Origin of the sequence: Caballeronia ptereochthonis, from assembly GCF_001545075.1 — a bacterium.
GTDB lineage: Bacteria > Pseudomonadota > Gammaproteobacteria > Burkholderiales > Burkholderiaceae > Caballeronia > Caballeronia ptereochthonis.
The window spans coordinates 93854-112612 of sequence record NZ_FCOB02000024.1 but is presented as its reverse complement, the minus strand read 5'-3'; the positions used below and the strand labels follow the sequence as shown (position 1 = coordinate 112612).

The 18759-nt window shown below is 65.2% G+C and carries 15 protein-coding genes, 2 tRNA genes and 1 pseudogene; 6 read left to right on the top strand and 12 right to left on the bottom strand.

Features of this window, described 5'->3' with window-relative positions; translation table 11 throughout:
- The first annotated feature begins 40 nt into the window (after positions 1 to 40).
- The gene (gene zapE, locus AWB83_RS24340) at positions 41 to 1138 is read left to right on the top strand and encodes a cell division protein ZapE (RefSeq protein ID WP_087048169.1); all 1098 of its coding nucleotides are present in this window, start codon (positions 41 to 43) and stop codon (positions 1136 to 1138) included.
- A gap of 144 nt (positions 1139 to 1282) precedes the next feature.
- Complete coding sequence (locus tag AWB83_RS24335) at positions 1283 to 1678, top strand: transposase (protein WP_087048168.1); 396 nt, start codon at positions 1283 to 1285, stop codon at positions 1676 to 1678.
- A 100-nt stretch (positions 1679 to 1778) separates the two neighbouring features.
- Here AWB83_RS24335 and AWB83_RS24330 read toward each other — a convergent pair whose 3' ends face one another.
- From AWB83_RS24330 to AWB83_RS24290, 9 genes are all read right to left on the bottom strand, one after another.
- On the bottom strand, positions 1779 to 2243 hold the full coding sequence (locus AWB83_RS24330) for a DUF2147 domain-containing protein (RefSeq protein WP_087048167.1): 465 nt from the start codon (positions 2241 to 2243) through the stop codon (positions 1779 to 1781).
- Positions 2244 to 2381: 138 nt separating this feature from the next.
- Positions 2382 to 3170: a 5'/3'-nucleotidase SurE gene (gene surE / locus AWB83_RS24325; protein WP_087048166.1), complete on the bottom strand. Its 789-nt coding sequence runs from the start codon at positions 3168 to 3170 to the stop codon at positions 2382 to 2384.
- A gap of 85 nt (positions 3171 to 3255) precedes the next feature.
- Positions 3256 to 3498: a hypothetical protein gene (locus tag AWB83_RS24320; protein ID WP_087048165.1), complete on the bottom strand. Its 243-nt coding sequence runs from the start codon at positions 3496 to 3498 to the stop codon at positions 3256 to 3258.
- A 193-nt stretch (positions 3499 to 3691) separates the two neighbouring features.
- Complete coding sequence (locus AWB83_RS24315; RefSeq protein ID WP_087048164.1) at positions 3692 to 4624, bottom strand: DUF1571 domain-containing protein; 933 nt, start codon at positions 4622 to 4624, stop codon at positions 3692 to 3694.
- Positions 4625 to 4639: 15 nt separating this feature from the next.
- Entirely contained in the window at positions 4640 to 6382 is a 1743-nt protein-coding gene (locus tag AWB83_RS24310; RefSeq protein WP_087048163.1) for an AMP-binding protein, read from the bottom strand.
- Between the two features lie 77 nt (positions 6383 to 6459).
- Entirely contained in the window at positions 6460 to 7779 is a 1320-nt protein-coding gene (locus tag AWB83_RS24305) for an acetyl-CoA C-acetyltransferase (protein ID WP_087048162.1), read from the bottom strand.
- Positions 7776 to 8666 carry a MaoC family dehydratase gene (locus tag AWB83_RS24300; RefSeq protein WP_087048161.1) on the bottom strand — a complete coding sequence of 297 codons (891 nt, stop codon included), beginning with the start codon at positions 8664 to 8666 and terminating at the stop codon, positions 7776 to 7778. The genes AWB83_RS24305 and AWB83_RS24300 overlap by 4 nt, the downstream gene beginning before the upstream one ends.
- 14 nt (positions 8667 to 8680) lie before the next feature.
- Complete coding sequence (locus AWB83_RS24295) at positions 8681 to 10108, bottom strand: 3-oxoacyl-ACP reductase (protein ID WP_087048160.1); 1428 nt, start codon at positions 10106 to 10108, stop codon at positions 8681 to 8683.
- Positions 10109 to 10168: 60 nt separating this feature from the next.
- Positions 10169 to 12673: an acyl-CoA dehydrogenase gene (locus tag AWB83_RS24290; protein WP_087048159.1), complete on the bottom strand. Its 2505-nt coding sequence runs from the start codon at positions 12671 to 12673 to the stop codon at positions 10169 to 10171.
- Between the two features lie 419 nt (positions 12674 to 13092).
- Between AWB83_RS24290 and AWB83_RS24285 the strand changes: the two genes are divergently transcribed.
- Entirely contained in the window at positions 13093 to 13386 is a 294-nt protein-coding gene (locus AWB83_RS24285) for a hypothetical protein (protein WP_143750101.1), read from the top strand.
- A gap of 65 nt (positions 13387 to 13451) precedes the next feature.
- Here AWB83_RS24285 and AWB83_RS24280 read toward each other — a convergent pair whose 3' ends face one another.
- Entirely contained in the window at positions 13452 to 14678 is a 1227-nt protein-coding gene (locus AWB83_RS24280; protein ID WP_087048157.1) for an MFS transporter, read from the bottom strand.
- 52 nt (positions 14679 to 14730) lie between these two features.
- Between AWB83_RS24280 and AWB83_RS36540 the strand changes: the two genes are divergently transcribed.
- The 3 genes and pseudogenes from AWB83_RS36540 to AWB83_RS24270 form a co-directional block, all read left to right on the top strand.
- Positions 14731 to 14904, top strand: a complete 174-nt coding sequence (locus tag AWB83_RS36540) for a hypothetical protein (protein ID WP_159463077.1) — start codon at positions 14731 to 14733, stop codon at positions 14902 to 14904.
- Positions 14905 to 15202: 298 nt separating this feature from the next.
- Complete coding sequence (locus AWB83_RS24275; RefSeq protein ID WP_244197864.1) at positions 15203 to 17326, top strand: TonB-dependent receptor; 2124 nt, start codon at positions 15203 to 15205, stop codon at positions 17324 to 17326.
- A gap of 62 nt (positions 17327 to 17388) precedes the next feature.
- Positions 17389 to 17704, top strand: a pseudogene (locus AWB83_RS24270) (GTP-binding protein); the annotation flags it as partial.
- Between the two features lie 547 nt (positions 17705 to 18251).
- Here the strand turns inward: AWB83_RS24270 and AWB83_RS24265 are convergent.
- Both AWB83_RS24265 and AWB83_RS24260 read right to left on the bottom strand, forming a co-directional pair.
- Positions 18252 to 18338: transfer RNA gene (locus AWB83_RS24265), tRNA-Leu, on the bottom strand.
- Positions 18339 to 18475: 137 nt separating this feature from the next.
- Positions 18476 to 18562, bottom strand: a tRNA-Leu gene (locus AWB83_RS24260).
- Positions 18563 to 18759 lie beyond the last annotated feature (197 nt).

Below are 18759 nucleotides of genomic sequence, written 5' to 3'. Positions count from 1 at the left end.
GCTCGCCTTCGTCACTTTCAAGCACACCAGACGCGGCATCATGAACGTCACCGAATACTACGAAAACGAACTGCGCACGCGGGGTTATCAATCGGACGAGGCGCAGCTCGCGGCGGTCGCGCGCCTGCAGCGCTGCTTCGAGGAGTGGGTCGCGTACAAGTCGCGCCGCTCCAACGCGCTCAAGAAGTTTCTCGTGCATCCGGACCTGCCGCGCGGCGTCTACATGTGGGGCGGAGTCGGACGCGGCAAGAGCTTCCTGATGGACAGCTTCTATGCGGTCGTGCCCGTGCAGCGCAAGACGCGGCTGCATTTTCACGAGTTCATGCGCGAGGTGCATCGCGAGCTGGAAGAGCTGAAAGGGCAGGCCGATCCGCTCGACGAACTCGCCAGGCGTATCGCCAAGCGCTACAGGCTGATCTGCTTCGACGAGTTTCACGTCTCCGACATCGCCGACGCGATGATCCTCTATCGTCTCCTGGACCGGCTGTTCAACAACGGCGTGCAGTTCGTGATGACGTCCAATTACGAGCCCGACACGCTGTATCCGGAAGGGCTGCATCGAGATCGTCTGCTGCCGGCCATCGAGCTTATCAAGCAGCATCTGGACGTCCTCAACGTCGATGCCGGCACCGATTACCGCAAGCGCACGCTGTCTCAGGTGCAGGCGTATCACACGCCGCTCGGCGCCGCGGCCGACAAGGCACTCCGCGCGGATTTCGCGAAGCTCGCCGCCGTGCCCGACGAAAGCCCGATCCTGCATATCGAGAAGCGCGAGATCAAGGCGCTGCGTCGCGCGGACGGCGTCGTGTGGTTCGATTTCGCGACCTTGTGCGGCGGCCCGCGCTCGCAGAACGACTATCTCGAACTCGCGAACCGTTTCCACGCGGTGATCCTCTCCGACGTGCCGCAAATGACGCCGCGCATGGCGTCGGAGGCGCGCCGCTTCACCTGGCTCATCGACGTGTTCTACGACCACAAGGTGAAGCTGCTGATGTCGGCGGCCGTGCCCGCGGAAGAACTGTACGTCGAAGGACCGATGGCCAACGAGTTCGCGCGCACGGTGTCGCGCATCGTCGAGATGCAGTCGAAGGAGTATCTCGAAGCGCCGCGCCGCGTCGCGGATATTTCGCTGACCTAATACGAGAATCAAAATTCGGCGGTTAGCCAATCGGCATAAGGCTTTTTGGGCTTTTTCAAGATTCGGACCTCTCTGATTTGCCGGCTTTCCGGTACTCGGTATCGTCGATGCCGGTTATCAGTCAGCGCAATTGGAGAATTTACCGTGAAGCCCTACCGCGATATGTCCGACGAAGAATGGCAGATGGTCGCACCTCTGCTTCCCGAACTGCGCCCGCGTTCGGAATTGCGCGGCAGGCCGCTCGCGAATACCCGTGCCGTGCTCAACGGTGTGCTCTGGGTGATGTATAGCGGCGCGTCGTGGTCCACGTTGCCGCGCAAATATCCGTCGTATCAGACTTGCCATCGGCGCTTCAAGGTCTGGCACGAATCGGGCGTGCTGTTGCGGGTGATGACCCAGTTGTTCGGTCCGGGGGGAGAGTCGCTCTACGCGCTGATGACTTCGCGCATGCGCGTGCCGGCGGAGCTCACGCTCGAGAACACGGACTTGCCCGCTGCCGATGCACACGCGGAGGGCATTGCGCAACGCCGCGCAGCCTGAGCCGATCGGCAGCGAACTTGCCACGAACGAAGCCGGCCGAAGACACATGTCTTCGGCCGGCTTTGTCGTTTCGGGGCGCGTCGCGTTGTCGCTTTACGCGTTACTGCTGGCGCACCCAGGTCTGCGAGCGCCCGAGAAGCGACACGCCGATATACCCGCGCACCACGAGCTTCTGGCCGCCGTCCTCGAGCTTCATCTTGCACTTGTAGAGCTTGCCGTTGTCGGGGTCGAGAATCTCGCCGCCGTCCCAGGCATCGCCGTCCTGCCGCATCCCGGTGATGATGGTCATGCCCTTGATCAGCTGATCTTTGCGCTCGTCCGTGCAGGCCGTGCAGCGCCGCTCGGGATGATCGAACTCGCCGACGCCGCGAATCACCTTGCCGGACAACTGGCCGCTGCCGTCGTCGGCGATCTGGATGATCGCTTTCGGCTTGCCGGTCCGATCGTCGATGGTCTGCCAGGTGCCGACGGGCGTAGCCGTCTGCGCAAACGCGCTCGCCGCGAGCAAGGCGCCAAGCGCGCCGAGCACGAGTCGCGCACCGCGCGGGCCGATGAAACGGGTCATGTCGTCTCCTTGTGTGATCCTGCTCGTGATGCGTGATCGGTTCGCCCGGCGTGCGCGTGCGCCGGCGCCGGGGGCCTCAGCATACGAGAAACCGATTGCCGCGTTTGGGAGGAAACGTTCTAGCGGCGCGCGCCGTCTTCAGGCGCCGCGCTTGAGACCCGCCTCGAGCGTGGCGAACGTGCGCTCGTCGGTGCGATCGAAATGCAGCGGCGTCACCGAGATCCGGCCGGACGCGATCACCGCCGTTTCGCTGTCGGGCGAATTCGGACGCGGGCCGCGCTGGAAGCGCAGCCAGTAATAGTCGATGCCGCGCGGATCGACCTCCGCAAGCACGTCGATGCCTTCCACGAGCCCGACGCCTTGCCGTGTCACGGTGAGCGGACCGGCGGCGGAGGCGTCGCAATCGGGGAAGTTGACGTTGAGGCAGGTGGGCGCGTCGTGGGAAATGGAAAGCAGCTGACGGATCACGCCCGGCGCGAGCGCGCGCGCCGTGTCCCAGCGCACGTTGTCGCGGTCCCTGAAGGTCTGGCTGAGCGCGATGGACGGCAGACCGAGCAGGAGGCCGGTCATCGCCGCGCCGACGGTGCCCGAAAACATCGTCTCGACGCCGAGATTCGCGCCGCGGTTGATGCCGGACAGCACGAGGGTGGGCGGCGCGTCCTTCATGATGTGGCGCGCGGCCATCACGACGCAATCGCCGGGCGTGCCCTGCACGCCGAAACGCCGCTCGCCCTGGCGCGACACGCGCAACGGCGAATGCAGGCTGATGGAATGCGACGTGCCGCTCTGATCGTGCTCGGGCGCGATCACCCAGACTTCGTGCGCGAGTTCGGCCGCGACCGCTTCGAGCACGGCCAGGCCGGGCGCGTCGATGCCGTCGTCGTTGGTGATCAGCACACGTTGCACGATGGGTTCGATGTCGGACATCGCGAATCACTCCTTGGTCGATGGTGAAAGAGATCGACCGATTATTGCAGAGTTCGCGTATACGGGCGTCTCGCAACGCCGAAGCTCACCTGACGCCCAGGCCGCGCAGCACCGCGTTGCCGTCCGCGGTCAGGCGCACCTTCGGGCCGCCCGCGTCCGGCGACACGATCTCGACATAGCCGTATTCCTGCAGCGAGGCGACGTCCGGCGTGGCCGCCATGACATCGATGGGGGCATGCATCAACAGGAGCAGCGTGGCGATTTCGTGATGGCTGAGAAGCCTTTTGATGGCTCGCACGGGAGCCGAAACCGGACGGACGAGGTTCATGGACGAATTCCTCAGGTTTGCATGTCGATACGCGGCGCACTGGCGTGGGCCAGCGCGCAGATCTTGATGTCGATGGAGTGCCAGCAGGTTATCGGCCGACTCTTAGGCGAAACTTAAAACTCGCGGCACCGCCGTGCGACCAGTTGTTGCACGAGGTGTCACGTCATCAGCAGGCGCTTCATTGCTGCTTCGCTCAGAAGCGATAGTCGGGGTTGCGGGGGTCGAATGTCAGATCGTCGAAGCGTTTGAGCTGGATGTGCTCGAACACCACGCTTTCGAAGACATGGCCTTCGTTGTCGAACGATTCGAGCGTGCGCAGGAGCGGCCGTTCCAGATCGAGACCGAGGATCTCCTTTTTCGCGTAGAACTCAGGTTGTCCCGCAGGCGTTTCATACGTGAATGCGACGACGCGCAATCCGTGTACGGTTTTCACTTCGATATTTGCTGGCTTCGTGATACCCGCTTCCGCGAACCTGCGGCCCTCGTCGATGAAGCGCTGCGTGATCGCCTCGATGCCGAGCTCGCGGATCGAATGATTCGATTGCGCGCGGGCGAGCGCGCCGTTCACCGATGTCCACATCGGCACGACACCGAGAAAGCCGCCGAGATGACCGTAGAGCTCGTCGGGGCGCTTGGAATCGTCGTAGATGACTTCCTGGCCCGCATGCGCGCCGTCGGGGAGCCATTTCGCGTAGATGCGCAGCGGCTCGCGCGTGATGCGCACGAGCATGTGATCCGCGCGCTTCGGCCACTTGCCCCTGATGCGCTCGCGCCGCCACATCGTGAACTCGTAGGATGTGTAGTCGCGCAAGCCTTCCTGCAGGTAGCGCCGCAGGGCGTCCGGGTCGAGCGCGCGGAAGAGGGCGACGAGCTGCGCGTCGTCGAGCTTCGCCAGCGCGCCGCTCGCGGTGGATTTCGCGAGCCACTGCGCCTGCTGCTCGACGCCGAGCGTACCGACGCGCGCGATGTCCGGCGCCTGCGCCGCCGCCGTCACCCATTCGCCGGCGGACGTCTGGGCATGCGCAAGGACTGGTCCAAGGAAGCCGCCAAGCACGGCGCAAGCAGTCAGGTGGGCGCAAGCGAATCGCAAATCCGAAGCGCGGCGGCGCCATCGCGCACGCGGCATGGGCATCTCCGAGGGCTAATCCTGCGATTTTGGCTCGGCGTCGCGCAATTCGCGCCGCAGCACCTTGCCGATCGTCGTCTGCGGCAGCGAGTCGCGGAATTCGACGGAAGCGGGCACCTTGTACCCGGTCAGGTGTAAACGGGCGAACCTCAGCAGTTCTTCCATCGAAAGCGTGTCGTCGCGCTTCACGACGAACGCTTTCACGCGCTCGCCCGTCACCGGGTCGGGCACGCCCACGACCGCGACCGCGCGCACTTTCGGGTGTGCCGCGAGCACGTCCTCGATCTCGTTCGGATACACGTTGAAGCCCGACACGATCATCATGTCCTTCTTGCGGTCGATGAGCCGGATGAAGCCGCGCGCATCCATTACGCCAATGTCGCCGGTGGCGAGCCAGCCGTTTGCGTCCACGGCTTGCGTCGTGTCTTCAGGGCGGTTCCAGTAGCCTTTCATCACTTGCGGGCCCTGCACGCAGAGCTCACCCGGCTCGCCGATATTCGCCCACGAACCGTCATCGCGGCGCAGGCGCACGAGCGTGGACGGCACGGGCAGGCCGATCGTTCCATCGAACGCGTGAGCGCCGTGCGCATCGAGCGGCGTCGCGCAGACGAGCGGCGAGCATTCGGTGAGCCCGTAGCCTTCGATGAGCGTCTGGCCCGTCAGCGCCCGAAAGCGCTCCGCGACGGCGCGCTGCGTCGCCATGCCGCCCGCCATCGCGAGCTTGAGCGCGGAGAAGTCGCGCCGGCGGAATTCGTCGTTGTCCAGCAACGCGCTGTAGAGCGTGTTGAGCGCGGTGATCGCCGTGAAGTTTTCGTGACGCAGGGCGCGCATGAGCGCGTCGATGTCCCGCGGGTTGACGATCAGCACATTGCGGGCGCCGATGCCGAGAAAGGCGAGCGCGTTCACCGTCAGCGAATAGATGTGGTAAAGCGGCAGCGGCGTGACGACGGTCTCCTTCTCGTCCACGAGCGCACTGCGCGCCCACGCGAGCGCCTGCAGCAGATTGGCGATGACATTGCGATGCGTGAGCATCGCGCCCTTCGCGGTGCCGGTGGTGCCGCCGGTGTATTGAATGAACGCGATATCGCCGTGCCCGACTCGCACCGGCTCGAATGTGCGGCGCGCGCCGCGCGCGAGCGCTTGCGGCAGGCGGATCGCATCCGGCAGGGAATAGGCGGGCACCTGCTTCTTCACGTGGCGCAGGAACAGGTCGAGGGCCCGGCCCTTGACATTGAGCCCGCTGCCGAGCAGATCGCCGAGGCCGGTCACGATGACGTTCCGGATGCGCGAGCCCGGCTGCGCGTCCTGCACCGTCTTCGCGAAGTTCTCGAACACGACGATGGTGTGCGCGCCGCTGTCCTTCAGCTGGTGACCGAGTTCTCGCACCGTATAGAGCGGATTGACGTTCACGACGATCGCGCCCGCCATCAGCGCGCCGAACAGCGTGACGGGATAGGGCAGGGTATTGGGCATCATCAGCGCGACGCGATCGCCGGGCTTCACGCCCAAGCCTTGCAGATACGACGCGAAAGCATGCGCCTTCTCGCCGAGCGCCGCGAAGCTCAGTTCCGAGCCGAGGCTCACGAAGGCGACGCGATCCCGGAACCGCTCGACGCATTCATCGAAGAAATGCGCAAGCGAGCGATAGCGCGAAGGGTCGATTTCACGCCCGACACCGGGCGGATACGACGCGTACCAAATGCCGTCCGTCGCGTGCGGCTCCAAGGCCCCGCGCGGGGCGGCGTGTCCCGGGCTCATGTGGTGTCTCCGTGGCGCGACTCGTCTTCGTCGACAGGCGCGCCTTATCGTTTTCCTGCGGGTGCTTCTTCTACTGCTTACCGCTCCAGAATCGCGACGACGCCCTGACCGCCCGCCGCGCAGATCGAGATCAATCCGCGCAGCGGTTTTCCGTCGCCACGCGCGGGCGCTTTCGCGAGCATCTTCGCGAGCGTGCCGATGATGCGCCCGCCGGTCGCCGCGAACGGATGGCCCGTCGCTAGCGAGCCGCCGTTGACGTTCAGGCGCGCGCGATCGATCCAACCGGGCGGCGCGCTCAGGCCCAGCGCCGTGCGGCAATATTCGTCGTCTTCCCACGCGGCGAGCGTGCACAGCACTTGCGCCGCGAACGCTTCGTGGATCTCGTAGAAATCGAAGTCCTGCAACGTGAGTCCGGCGCGCGCGAGCATCGAAGGCACGGCGTAGGCGGGCGCCATCAGCAGGCCCTCGCGCTTGTCGAAGAAATCGACGGCGGCGGTCGCGGAGAATGTCAGATAAGCCAGCACCGGCAGGCCGCGCGCGGCGGCCCATTGCTCGGATGCAAGCAGCACGGCCGATGCGCCGTCGGTGAGCGGCGTCGAATTGCCCGCGGTGAGCGTGCCGGCGTCGCGGTCGAACACGGGTTTCAGTTGCGACAGCTGATCGAGCGAAACATCGGGACGCAGCGTGTTGTCGCGCGCGAGTCCCTTGTACGGCGTCATCAGATCGTTGAAAAAACCGCGCCCGTATGCCGCCGCCAGCTTGCGATGACTGTCCTGCGCAAGCGCATCCTGCGCCTCGCGCGAGATCTTCCAGCGCTTGGCCATCAGTTCGCAGTGCTCGCCCATCGAGAGGCCCGTGCGCGGCTCCGCGTTGCGCGGCAGGAGCGGCTTGAAGAACATGCCGGGCCGCAGCTTCGCGAGCGCGCCGACGCGGGCTCCCGCCGAGCGTCCGCGATTCGCCTCGAGCAGGATCTTGCGCAGGCGCTCGTTCACGGCGATGGGCGCGTCCGACGTCGTATCGACGCCGCCCGCGATGCCCACGTCGATCTGCCCGAGCGCGATCTTGTTCGCCACCAGGATCACGGTTTCGAGCCCGGTGCCGCAGGCCTGCTGCACGTCGTAGGCGGGTGTTTCCTTCGCAAGCGTGGTCGAGAGCGCCGCTTCGCGCGTCAGGTTGAAGTCGCGCGAATGCTTGACGACGGCGCCCGCCGCCACTTCGCCGAGCCGCATGCCGTGCAGGTCGAAGCGATCGACGAGACCTTGCAGCGTGAAGCTCAGCATGTCCTGGTTCGACGCGCTTGCGTAAGCCGTGTTCGAGCGCGCGAACGGAATGCGGTTGCTGCCGATGACCGCGACGCGCCGAACCTCGCGCCGAACCTCAGGCCGCGCTTCGCTCATGGCAGCTCCCATTCGAAATGGCCGCGCAGATGCGGACGGTCGCCCGCGAGATCGCGCACTTCGAAATCGCGCGCGGTGGGCGAGGGCGCGGCGCTCCACAGCGTCGCATCGCCGGGCAGGTAGAGCGGCAATTTGAAATCGCCGTGCGCGTGTCCGGCGGCGAGCGCCTTCGACGGATGCAGCGCCGCCAGCGTGCGCGCGAGCGTCCACATGCCGTGCGCGATCGCGCGCGGAAACCCGAACGCCTTCGCGGTGAGCGTATGTAGATGAATCGGATTGAAGTCGCCCGATGCCTTCGCGTAGTCGCGTCCGAGCTGGGGAGGAAGCTGCCAGCGCGCCTCGCGGGCGAGGAGCGGCACGCGCGCATCATCGGACGAAGGCGCGGCGCTCTCGCTGCGCACGCCGCGCTTCAGGTAGACGCTGTCGCCGTCCCACACGGCTTCGCCGCGCCGGTAGATGCGCGTATGCAGCGTGAACGCCTGACCCTTCTGGTGCGGCACGAGCGGCCCGCATTCCACCTCGATGCGCAGGCCCTGGCCCGCCGCGAGCGGCCGGCGCAGCCGCACGCTGTTGGCGAGATGCACGACGCCGAGCGCGGACCACGGAAACGAGGGATCGGTGAGCATCATCAGATGCAGCGGGAACGCGAGCACGTGCGGGAACGTGAGCGGCACGCCGTGCTCGGGAATGAAGCCGCACACGCGCGCATAGCGGCCGATATGCTCCGCGTCGAGCTTGACATCGGGACGCACGAGGCGCAGCGCCGGCAGTTCCTGCGAGCGCGCCCGCCTGAAGAGCCCGGGCAGCGCGCGTCCGTAGAGCCTTGCGGGCGGCGGGAGGGTATCGATGACGACGGTGCGGGCGCGCGGCATGGTCGGGGCGTGCATGCGGATGCGCCTCCTCACGCGCCGACCAGGCTCTGGCCGCAGACGCGCACCACGTTGCCCGTGATTCCCGCGCTGCCGGGGCTCGCGAGCCACGCGACGGTCTCGGCCACATCGACGGGCAGGCCGCCTTGGCCCATCGAATTGAGCCTTCTGCCCGCCTCGCGCACGCCGAAGGGCATGCGCGCGGTCATGTGGGTTTCGATGAAGCCGGGCGCGACCGCGTTGATCGTGATGCCGCGCCCGCGCAAGAGCGGCGCCATCGCATGCACGCGGCCGATCACGCCGGCCTTCGACGTCGCGTAGTTGGTCTGGCCGCGATTGCCCGCGATGCCGCTAATCGACGAAACCGCGACGATGCGCCCGCCCGCGCGCAGCACGTCCTGCCCGAGGAGGATTTCATCGATGCGCTCCTGCGCAAGAAGATTGATGTCGATCACGCTGTCCCACATCTCCCCGGTCATGCGCGCGATGGTCTTGTCGCGCGTGATGCCCGCATTGTGCACGACGATATCGATGCCGCCCGCCTGACCGAGCGCCGCGGCGATTTCCGCAGGCGCCTCGGGCGCGGCGATGTCCGCGACGAGCGCCGCGTGCGCGCCGCCCGAAGGCGAGGCGTCCTCGATCGAGAGCATGGTCTGATCGAGCGCGTCGCGCGATGCGGCCACGTCGAGCCCGGTGACGATCGCGCCGTGCCCGGCGAGCACCGTCGCGATCGAGGCGCCGATGCCGCGCGCCGCGCCCGTCACGAGCGCGCGCTTGCCCGCGAGCGGCTTCGCCCAGCTTTCCGGGGCGACGGAGGGTGCGTCGATCGTCACGACCTGGCCCGATACATACGCCGAGCGCGGCGAGAGAAAAAAGCGCAGCGCGGACTCGAAATCCGCGCCTTCGGCCACGCGCAGCAGATTCGACGTGATGCCGTTGCGCGCTTCCTTGCCGAGCGAGCGGACCATGCCTTCGAGCGCATGCTGCGCGGTGGCGGCCGGCACGCCGGCGCGCGAGGCGGGCGGCCGCCCGAGCACGACGATGCGCCCGTTCTTGCCGAGCGAGCGCAGCGCGTCGTGAAAGAACGCATAGAGGGCGTGCAACTGGTGGCCTTCCTCGATGCCCGTCGCATCGAAGATCAGCGCCTGAACGCGGTCGGTGGCGAGCGCGTCGCGCGTGCGCGGCTCGAAGCGGCCGCTCATCGCGCCATGACGGGCGGCGACGGTCAGCCAGCCGGACGCGCTTTCGTGCGCGATGCTCGTCATGCCGATCGCGCAGAGCACACCCATCAGGTCGTCGAAGAGCGCGGGCGCCGGCCCCGCGCCGATGGCGGCCATCCCGCCGAACTCGGCCTGATCCGCGCGCTGGCGGCGCAGCACCTCGGGACGCGGGAGCCCGAGCGAGCGGGCGATGCTCATGCCAAAAGGCGAATTGACGAAGTCGAGATAGCGGTCTTTCATCGATTGCGATCGGTCGTCGGGCGCGCGTGGCGTCGTCTCGAATGATGCGGCGGGCGTGCCTCAGGCGATGGCTTCGGGCAATGGCCGCTCGAGCGCCTCGCTGCGCTTTTGCAATGCTTCGAGGATACCGAAGTCTGCGGAAAAATCATCGACTTTCACCGCTTCGCGCGCATGGGTTGCCCACGCTGCAAGGAGCGCCTGCTCGTTTTCATCGATCAGACCGCGCGCCGCCGCTGCCCGTGCCCACGTTTCGATCTCGTCCGGGCTTTGCGGAAGCGGCGCGGTCTGGCCGGCCTTGACGGCGCCGCGCAGGCGCGCTTCCAGTGCGGCGACCGCGGGCGTGAGCGCGAGCAGCTTTTCGCCGCGAGCGATCGGATCGTCTTCGAAAGCGGAAACATGCGAGCCCGCGACGAGCCGCTCGCGCGCGTCGCCGGGCGTTTGCATCAGCATGGCGATGTCGTTGCCGAGCGCATCGGCGCCCGGCGCGTGCGGCAGGCCGAACGGAAACGCGACGGCGCGCAGGAACGCCGCCGCCGCGCGATTCGGGTAGTTCGCGAGCAGGCCGTCGAATGCGGCGCACGCGCGGTACAGCGCGTCCTCGGCGCCCCAGCGCACGAGCGGCAGATCGCTTTCCGGACGGCCGTCGTCCTCGAAGCGCTTGAGCGTCGCGGACAGCAGATACAACTGCGAGAGGATGTCGCCCAGCCGCGCCGAGAGGCGCTCGCGGCGCTTCAGCTCGCTGCCGAGCGCGAGCATCGAGACGTCGGCGAACAGCGCGAACGCGCTCGAGAGGCGCGTGGCGGCGCGGTAATACGGAGCGAGCCGGGCATCGGCGCGCGCGGGCTGGCGCGCGAGGGCGCCGCCGCCGAACGCGTATACGAGACTGCGCATCGCGCTGGCCGCGAGAAAGCCTGCGTGACCGAAGAAGGCGTCGTCGAAATCGCGCAGCGCGCGGGCGGGATCCTGCTCGCGCGTCGCGGCCATTTCCTTCAGCACGTACGGATGGCAGCGGATCGCGCCCTGTCCGAAGATGATCAGGCAGCGCGTGAGGATGTTCGCGCCTTCGACCGTGATCGAGATCGGCATCTGCTGATACGCGCGCGCCAGAAAGTTCGACGGCCCCATGCAGATGCCCTTGCCCGCGACGACGTCCATGCCGTCGTTGATCACCTGCCGCGCGCGCTCGGTGATGTGGTACTTCGCGATCGCCGAGATGACCGAAGGCTTCTCGCCCAGATCCACGGCCTGCGCGGACAGGCGGCGCGCCGCGTCCATCACGTACAGATTGCCGCCCATGCGCCCGAGCGCCTCCTGAATGCCTTCGAAGCGCCCGATCGACGTGTGGAACTGGCGGCGCGCGGCGGCATACGCGCTCGTGCCGCGCACCGCGAGCTTGGCCATGCCGACGTTCGACGAAGGCAGCGAGATCGCGCGTCCGGCGGCCAGGCACTCCATCAGCATGCGCCAGCCGTTGCCGACCTGCGCGCGTCCGCCGATCACCCAGTCGATCGGGATGAAGACGTCCTCGCCCCAGTTCGGGCCATTCTGGAACACCGCGTTGAGCGGCCAGTGCCGCCGCCCGATATGCACGCCGGGGTGATCCGTCGGAATGAGCGCGCAGGTGATGCCGGGCGCTTCGTCGTCGCCGAGCAGGCGTTCGGGATCGAGCGCGCGAAAGGCGAGGCCGAGCACGGTCGCGATCGGCCCGAGCGTGATGTAGCGCTTCTTCCACGTGACGCGAAAGCCGAGCGTCTCGCGGCCCTCGTGCATGCCGCGGCAGACGATGCCGACGTCGGGAATCGCGGCCGCATCCGATCCGGCGTAAGGGCTCGTCAGCGCGAAGCAGGGGATTTCGTCGCCGCGCGCGAGACGCGGCAGATAGTGATTCTTCTGTTCCTCGGTGCCGTAGTGCAGCAGCAATTCGGCGGGACCGAGCGAGTTCGGCACCATCACCGAGACGGCGGCCGCCGACGAATGCGTCGCGAGCTTCATGATGACCTGCGAGTGCGCATACGCGGAGAACGCCTTTCCGCCGTACTGCTTCGGAATGATCATGCCGAGAAAGCCTTGCTCCCTGATGTAGGCCCACGCTTGCGGAGAGAGGTCCTGCCAGATGGCGGTCGTGTCCCAGTCGTTCGACAGTTCGCACAGGCGCGCGCATTCGTTGTCGATGAAGCTTTGTTCCTCCGGCGTCAGCTTCGGCGCGCCATGTGAAAGAAGCGTGTCCCAGCGCGGGCGGCCGGAGAACAGCTCGGCGTCCCACCAGACCGTGCCGGCTTCGATGGCGTCGCGCTCCGTCGAGGACATCTCCGGAAGGATCCTGCGGAGCACGGCGAGCACACGGCGGCTGATCAGCGCACGGCGCAGGGGCTTGGCGGCGAGCACGAGCGCCGGAATCACGAGGACGATGGCGAGGAGCGTCACGCCGACGGCGCCCGTTACGCCGATGATCGGCCCGACGGCCACCCAGATCGCGAGCCCGGTGAGCCAGGCGAGGGCAGGCGCCTGCAGGAACGCAAGCGCGCCGGCGAGAAGAAGGAGTGCGATGACGTAGAGGGCGGGCATCAGGGGCTCCGGCGGGGCGATGATGCCCTTTCCTGAGCATGACACATGCCGGTCACGCTGAATCGAACCTCCGGACTCTCGAGGACATCCACTAATTTCAACAAAATTAAGACGCTTCTACTTTCAGTACTTATCTTATTTGGTTCAAATATAGGTTCGCGCAGTTGATCCGCCATTCGACTGCCGCGTATCGACCATCGCGCTAGTCCCCGGGGACAGTTTTCGAGCAGGAGACCGAACGGACCAGGCGAAGATCGAAAGGAAGCTGTGGACTCCGATTCCGGCAAGAATTATTGAGGCCGCAGCAGATCACGGTTCCCGCTTTTGTGACCACCTTGGTCACAGGAGCATATTTAATCTTGGAGTATTTTGATCGCTTAGCTAAGCTAAACATTGGCCCCGTACCGATCGAGAGCGGTTTGACCGACTGGACGACTCTGTTGGGTTACGTGTTGTATTTGCTGGTCCGTGCCGATGGGAGGGTGCAATTTCTGCATGTGCCGCTGGACCAGCGACTGTTGGAGAGTATCCGGGAGTCGTATCGAAAAGGAAGGCTGACGCCGTATCGATATGCCAACGGCCGCCTCACTCCGTTCGGCCGGCATCTGGCGTCGTTCTTTTTCTCGTGCGATGTTCCGGCTACAGCCATCGCATATGAACTTGGTGTATCGCAGCAGGCGTTGATCCGCTTGCGTCCCGAAGGCCTGCATTAGCTTCGCAAGAACGGCCTGACGGCAGGCGCCCGCCATGAGCGGGGCCTGTCGACGTAACGAGACGGTTAGCCCGTCGCCCCGACTTCCTGTGCCGAACGCGTCAAATCGATTCCCCGGCGCTCGCGGCTGAAGAAAATCAACGCCGCAATCACCACCGCGACGACGCCCGCGACGATCGCCATCGCCATGCCGTAGTTGTTGTCGTGCGACGTGGCGAGCGACGCCTGCATGGTCGCGTTCACTGCCGCGAGAAGGTTGCCCAGTTGATAGACGAGCCCCGGGAAGGTCGCGCGGATCTCGTCGGGCGAAATTTCATTCAGATGCACCGGAATCACGCCCCACGCGCCCTGCACCGAAATCTGCATGAGGAACGCGCCGATCGCGAGCATGACCGGGCCTGTCGAGAACGCCCAGAGATAGAGAACCGGCAAGGCGATCAACGCCGCGATGAAAATCGCCACGCGTCGCCCGATCTTCTCCGACAGCGACCCGAAGAACAGCCCGCCGACGATCGCGCCGATATTCAGCACGATGGTGATGAGCGACACGGTATGCGGATCGAAGTGATGCTGCTCGCGCAGGAACGTCGGGTAAAGGTCCTGCGTGCCATGCGAGAAGAAGTTGAACGCGGTCATCAGCACGATCGCATACAGGGAAAGCGTCCAGTTCTGCTTGAGCGTCGCGATGAGGCTGGGGCGCTTGCGCTTTTCCATCGCGCGCCAGGCGGGCGACTCGGGCACGTGCGCGCGCACGTACATCACGAGCAGCGCGGGCGCGACGCCGACGAAGAACATCCCGCGCCAGCCGACGAACTGATACAGCACGCCGAAGACGATCGACGCGAGCAGATAGCCGCTCGGATAACCCGCCTGCAGAAGGCCCGACACGAAGCCGCGCGCCGACGGCGGCACGGTTTCCATCGTGAGCGCGGAACCGACGCCCCATTCGCCGCCCATCGCGATGCCGAAGAGGGCGCGCAGGACCAGCAGCGTCGCGAGATTCGGCGAAAGGCCGGAGAGCAGTTCGAGCAGCGAGTAGCAGGCGATGTTGATCATCAGCGTGGGACGGCGGCCGAACTTGTCCGCGAGCCGCCCGAAGATCAGCGCGCCGACCGGACGCATCGCCAGCGTAAGCGTGATCGCGAACGCGACCTCCGGGATTTTCGTATTGAATTCGGCGGCAATATCCTTCAACACGAAGACCATCAGAAAGAAATCGAATGCGTCGAGTGTCCAGCCTAAATACGCGGCAATCGTCACGTTCCTCTGTTCGCGCGTCCAACTCATTGCCATATTCTCCGTTTGAATAGTTCGATTGGCGAGCGTTGCCATGCGGCAGCAATAAATGAACCGCCTGCAGCACGGCGGGCGTGTGGCCGTGCGCACGAGCGAGTGTACGCCGCCGGTTAATCGGCTGCTTAAACGGGCGGGTTACTTCGAAGCGGCGATTAACGAAAATAAATTGAGGAATGCGAGATTGATTCATTTTCAATTCAATGGTTTGAAAATAGACTATTAACGAAAGAAAATAGAATAGAAAATGAATGGTTGGAAGGCGAGAATCCCACGGCCGTTCGACAGTGCGCGGGGATTGCCGCGCCGGCGACTTGTTCGCGCTAGTCCCGGATCTAGTCGCCGCAGCCGGGTCATGAGCAACGGCCTGCCACTTCGGGTACCCGTCAAACGCGTTTCTTTACGCTATGAATGCAATGATATAACATTGCATTTCCGAATTGAAGGCGAACTGTCCTTCGGTGAGGACCCAGGCAACCCTCGTCTTCATTGTGCAACGATATATTGTTGCACATGCGGCGCGGATGGCACCAGCACGAAATACTCAAACAAAGACCGTGAAAAAAGACCTGACACGCTTCTCCCGACGAGCCCTGCGGCTGTCGCCGCTTTCATTGGCCTGGATTGCGCTCGTGGCGCAGGCGCAGCAACAAGATGCAACCGCGGGTTCCGCTCCAGTGCCTGGCGGAGCACTTGCTCCCGTTTTCGTGACTGCGAATCCGCTGGGCGACACCGATCTCATTGCGCCCGCCACCGCGCTGTACGGCGACGAGTTGACGCGCAGACAAACGAACTCACTGGGCGAGACGCTCAATGGCCTGCCCGGCGTGTCCACGACGACCTATGGCCCGATGGTCGGCCGCCCGATCATCCGCGGCATGGACGGCGACCGCATCCGTCTTTTGCAGAACGGCGTGGCTGCATGGGACGCATCGTCGCTCTCCTATGATCACGCCGTGCCACAGGAGCCGCTGACCATCGAGCGCGTCGAGATCGTGCGCGGGCCGGCGGCGCTGCTGTACGGCGGCAACGCGATCGGCGGGGTGGTCAATACGATCGACAACCGCATTCCGCGCGAGCCGATCAAGGGCGTGGACGGCGCCGTCGACGCGAGTTACGGCGGCGCCAACAACGCGCGCGCCGGCGCAGTAATGGTGGAAGGCGGCAACGGGCAATTCGCCTTTCACGTCGATGCCTTCGACCGGGAGACCAGCAAGGAGCGCATTCCTGGCTTCGCGCATTCGGACCGCCAGCGCGCGCTCGACGGCCCGGACGCCGACCAAGCCTACGGCAGCATCCCGAACAGCGACGGCCGCTGGCACGGCGGCGCGGTCGGCGGCGCGTACACCTGGGCCGATGGCTATGCGGGCCTGTCTTACAACGGCTACGAAGCGAACTACGGTTCGGTCGCTGAGGACGATGTGCGACTGCGCATGCATCAGGATCACGTGGCCTTCGCATCCGAGGTGCGCAACCTGAGCGGGCCCTTCTCGCAGTTGAAATTCGATTTCGGCTATACGGACTACGAGCACAGGGAAATCGACAATGGCGAGACGAGCACGACCTTCCGCAACCACGGCTATGAAGCGCGTCTCGAAGCGCGGCACCGCAAGATCGGTCCGCTCGAAGGCGCGATCGGCGTCCAGATCAGCCAGAACACTTTCTCCGCGCTCGGCGACGAGGCGCTCGTGCCGACCACGCAGACGACCAACGTCGCGCTGTTCGGGCTGGAAGAGTGGAATGTCACTGATGCGCTCAAGCTGAGCGCGGGCGCACGCTATGAACACGTGAAGCAGGATCCCACGGCAGCCGGCAACGACAAGTTTGCAAGCGCGGCCGATCGCGACTTCAACGCGGTCAGCGCCTCGCTCGGGGCGTTGTACAAGCTGACGCCTGCGTGGTCGGTGGCGGGCAACATCGCTTATACGGAGCGCGCGCCCGCGCTCTACGAACTCTTCGCCAACGGACCGCACGACGCGACCGGTCAATACCTGATCGGCAATCCGGATGCGCAGAAGGAGAAGGCCGTGTCGGCCGACCTGTCGCTGCGTTTCGCTAGCGGGCCGAACAAGGGGAGCATCGGCGCGTTCTACAGCCGCTTTCGAAACTACCTGACCGAGTACAACACCGGCCGCCTGGTCAACGACGATGACGAAGTCGTGCCTCCCGGCACTGACGGTGCGCTGAATGAAGCGGTCTATCGCGGCGTGCGCGCGGAGTTCTATGGCATCGAGCTCGATGGCAAGTGGCGCGTGTACGAGCACGGCGCGCACAAGGTCGATGTCTCGCTGGTCGGCGACTATACGCACGCCCGCAACATGGACACCGGTCAGCCGCTGCCGCGCATCTCGCCGTTGCGCGCGACAGTCGCGGTCGACTACGGCTACGGGCCCTTCGGCGCGCGTGCGGAAATGGAGCATGCGTGGGCGCAGCATCGCGTGCCCGAAGACGATCTGCCGACCGCCAGTTATACGAGGCTCGGCCTGATGCTCACCTACAAGTTCCACGTCGGCACGACCAACTGGCTCGCCTATGTGCGCGGCGACAACCTGACGAACCAGGACATCCGCTATGCGAGTTCGGTCGTGCGCGATATCGCACCCGAGGGCGGCCGCAGCGTGATGGTCGGCTTGCGCACGACCTTCTAACGTGAGGCATTTGCGCGTGCATCGTCCCGCGCACGCGTGGTCTGACAGACAAGGAGCAACTCATGGACTCACGACTGCCGGTCACCGTTCTTTCCGGCTTCCTCGGCGCGGGCAAGACCACGCTGCTCAATCACATTCTCGACAACCGCGAAGGGCGGCGCGTCGCGGTGATCGTCAACGACATGAGCGAGGTGAACATCGATGCGGCGTTCGTGCGCGAAGGGCGGCGCGCAGCTCTCCCGCACCGATGAGAAGCTCGTCGAAATGAGCAACGATGCTTTCGATTTTCTGCGCGACTACGGCTCGCAGGAAAGCCTGCAGTCGCGCGGCGAATCGCTCGGGGAGGAAGACCATCGCACGGTAGTGGATCTGCTGATTACAGGTACAGGGCGGACACAAGCTGCTGCTGCCGCTCGGCGGCGAGTCGGCGGTGCGGCGGACGGCTCGTACGCTGCTCGCGGCCGGGCGCAGGAAGTGGTCGTCGTGACGGGCTTCAACGGGCGCGCGGTAGTCGACGCGCTGGACGGCCTGCCGCTACCCTTCCAGTTCAATCCACGCCACGGCAGGGGCAGATGACGTCGGTGGCGGGTGTGTCGCGTCGCTGTGACGAGCGGGCACATCAATCCGGGATGCCGCAAGCTGATTGCCGAGCACCCGGACGAGGTGTTCCTCTATCAGTCCTCCAACGACCGGTTCGCGCAGGACATGGATACCCCCGAGGATGACGAGCGGATCGTCACCCGGCGACTGGTGGCCGTACTGCTTCGATTCGCGGCGATCGTTGATCTGCGCGCGAGGGACGTTACGTCGGCTTTTCCAGGGCGACGCCTCGTTGCGCGAGTCGGACGCCAAAAAACAAAAAACCCCGCAAATTCAAGATTTACGGGGTCTTCCGGACTTCTCTGTGCTGCGCCGAGTTGCTTCGTGGTGCCCAGGAGAGGACTCGAACCTCCACGGTGTTGCCACCGCTAGGACCTGAACCTAGTGCGTCTACCAATTCCGCCACCTGGGCCACGGGGTACAGCGAGCCCGCTATTCTAGCGGGAATGGAAGCCGTGTCAACCGAAAAGTCTTGCGACCCGTCGAAACCAGAAACACGGTCTCCGCATAAAAAGAAAAAGCCACCCGAAGGTGGCTTTTTCCGACATCTGGTGCCCAAGAGAGGACTCGAACCTCCACGGTGTTGCCACCGCTAGGACCTGAACCTAGTGCGTCTACCAATTCCGCCACCTGGGCAAGGGTGCGTTTTGCGTGAGTTCAGCAGCAAAGAACGCCATTATAGCGAGCGTAACGGGCCTGTCAAGTGTTTCGAATTTGCGCGTTCCTCGCGGCGCGCGGCGCGTCGAATCGGCCCGCAACGCCCGTGGCGCTTGAAGGACGGGTGTTAGAATGATCCGAACGATGTAAGCCCGCATGGCCGCACAGTACGGGAA

Excerpts from the sequence above, each read along its gene's own strand:
- AWB83_RS24290 (WP_087048159.1), bottom strand. The coding sequence starts at position 12,673 with ATGCCCGCCCTCTACGTCATCGCACTCCTTCTTCTCGCCGGCGCGCTT.
- AWB83_RS36540 (WP_159463077.1), top strand. The coding sequence starts at position 14,731 with ATGAACCGCCTGCAGCACGGCGGGCGTGTGGCCGTGCGCACGAGCGAG.
- surE (WP_087048166.1), bottom strand. The coding sequence starts at position 3,170 with ATGTCCGACATCGAACCCATCGTGCAACGTGTGCTGATCACCAACGAC.
- AWB83_RS24275 (WP_244197864.1), top strand. The coding sequence starts at position 15,203 with ATGGCACCAGCACGAAATACTCAAACAAAGACCGTGAAAAAAGACCTG.
- AWB83_RS24310 (WP_087048163.1), bottom strand. The coding sequence starts at position 6,382 with ATGAGCCCGGGACACGCCGCCCCGCGCGGGGCCTTGGAGCCGCACGCG.
- AWB83_RS24330 (WP_087048167.1), bottom strand. The coding sequence starts at position 2,243 with ATGACCCGTTTCATCGGCCCGCGCGGTGCGCGACTCGTGCTCGGCGCG.
- AWB83_RS24300 (WP_087048161.1), bottom strand. The coding sequence starts at position 8,666 with ATGCACGCCCCGACCATGCCGCGCGCCCGCACCGTCGTCATCGATACC.
- AWB83_RS24305 (WP_087048162.1), bottom strand. The coding sequence starts at position 7,779 with ATGAGCGAAGCGCGGCCTGAGGTTCGGCGCGAGGTTCGGCGCGTCGCG.
- AWB83_RS24315 (WP_087048164.1), bottom strand. The coding sequence starts at position 4,624 with ATGCCGCGTGCGCGATGGCGCCGCCGCGCTTCGGATTTGCGATTCGCT.
- AWB83_RS24295 (WP_087048160.1), bottom strand. The coding sequence starts at position 10,108 with ATGAAAGACCGCTATCTCGACTTCGTCAATTCGCCTTTTGGCATGAGC.
- AWB83_RS24280 (WP_087048157.1), bottom strand. The coding sequence starts at position 14,678 with ATGGCAATGAGTTGGACGCGCGAACAGAGGAACGTGACGATTGCCGCG.
- zapE (WP_087048169.1), top strand. The coding sequence starts at position 41 with ATGAACGTCACCGAATACTACGAAAACGAACTGCGCACGCGGGGTTAT.
- AWB83_RS24320 (WP_087048165.1), bottom strand. The coding sequence starts at position 3,498 with ATGAACCTCGTCCGTCCGGTTTCGGCTCCCGTGCGAGCCATCAAAAGG.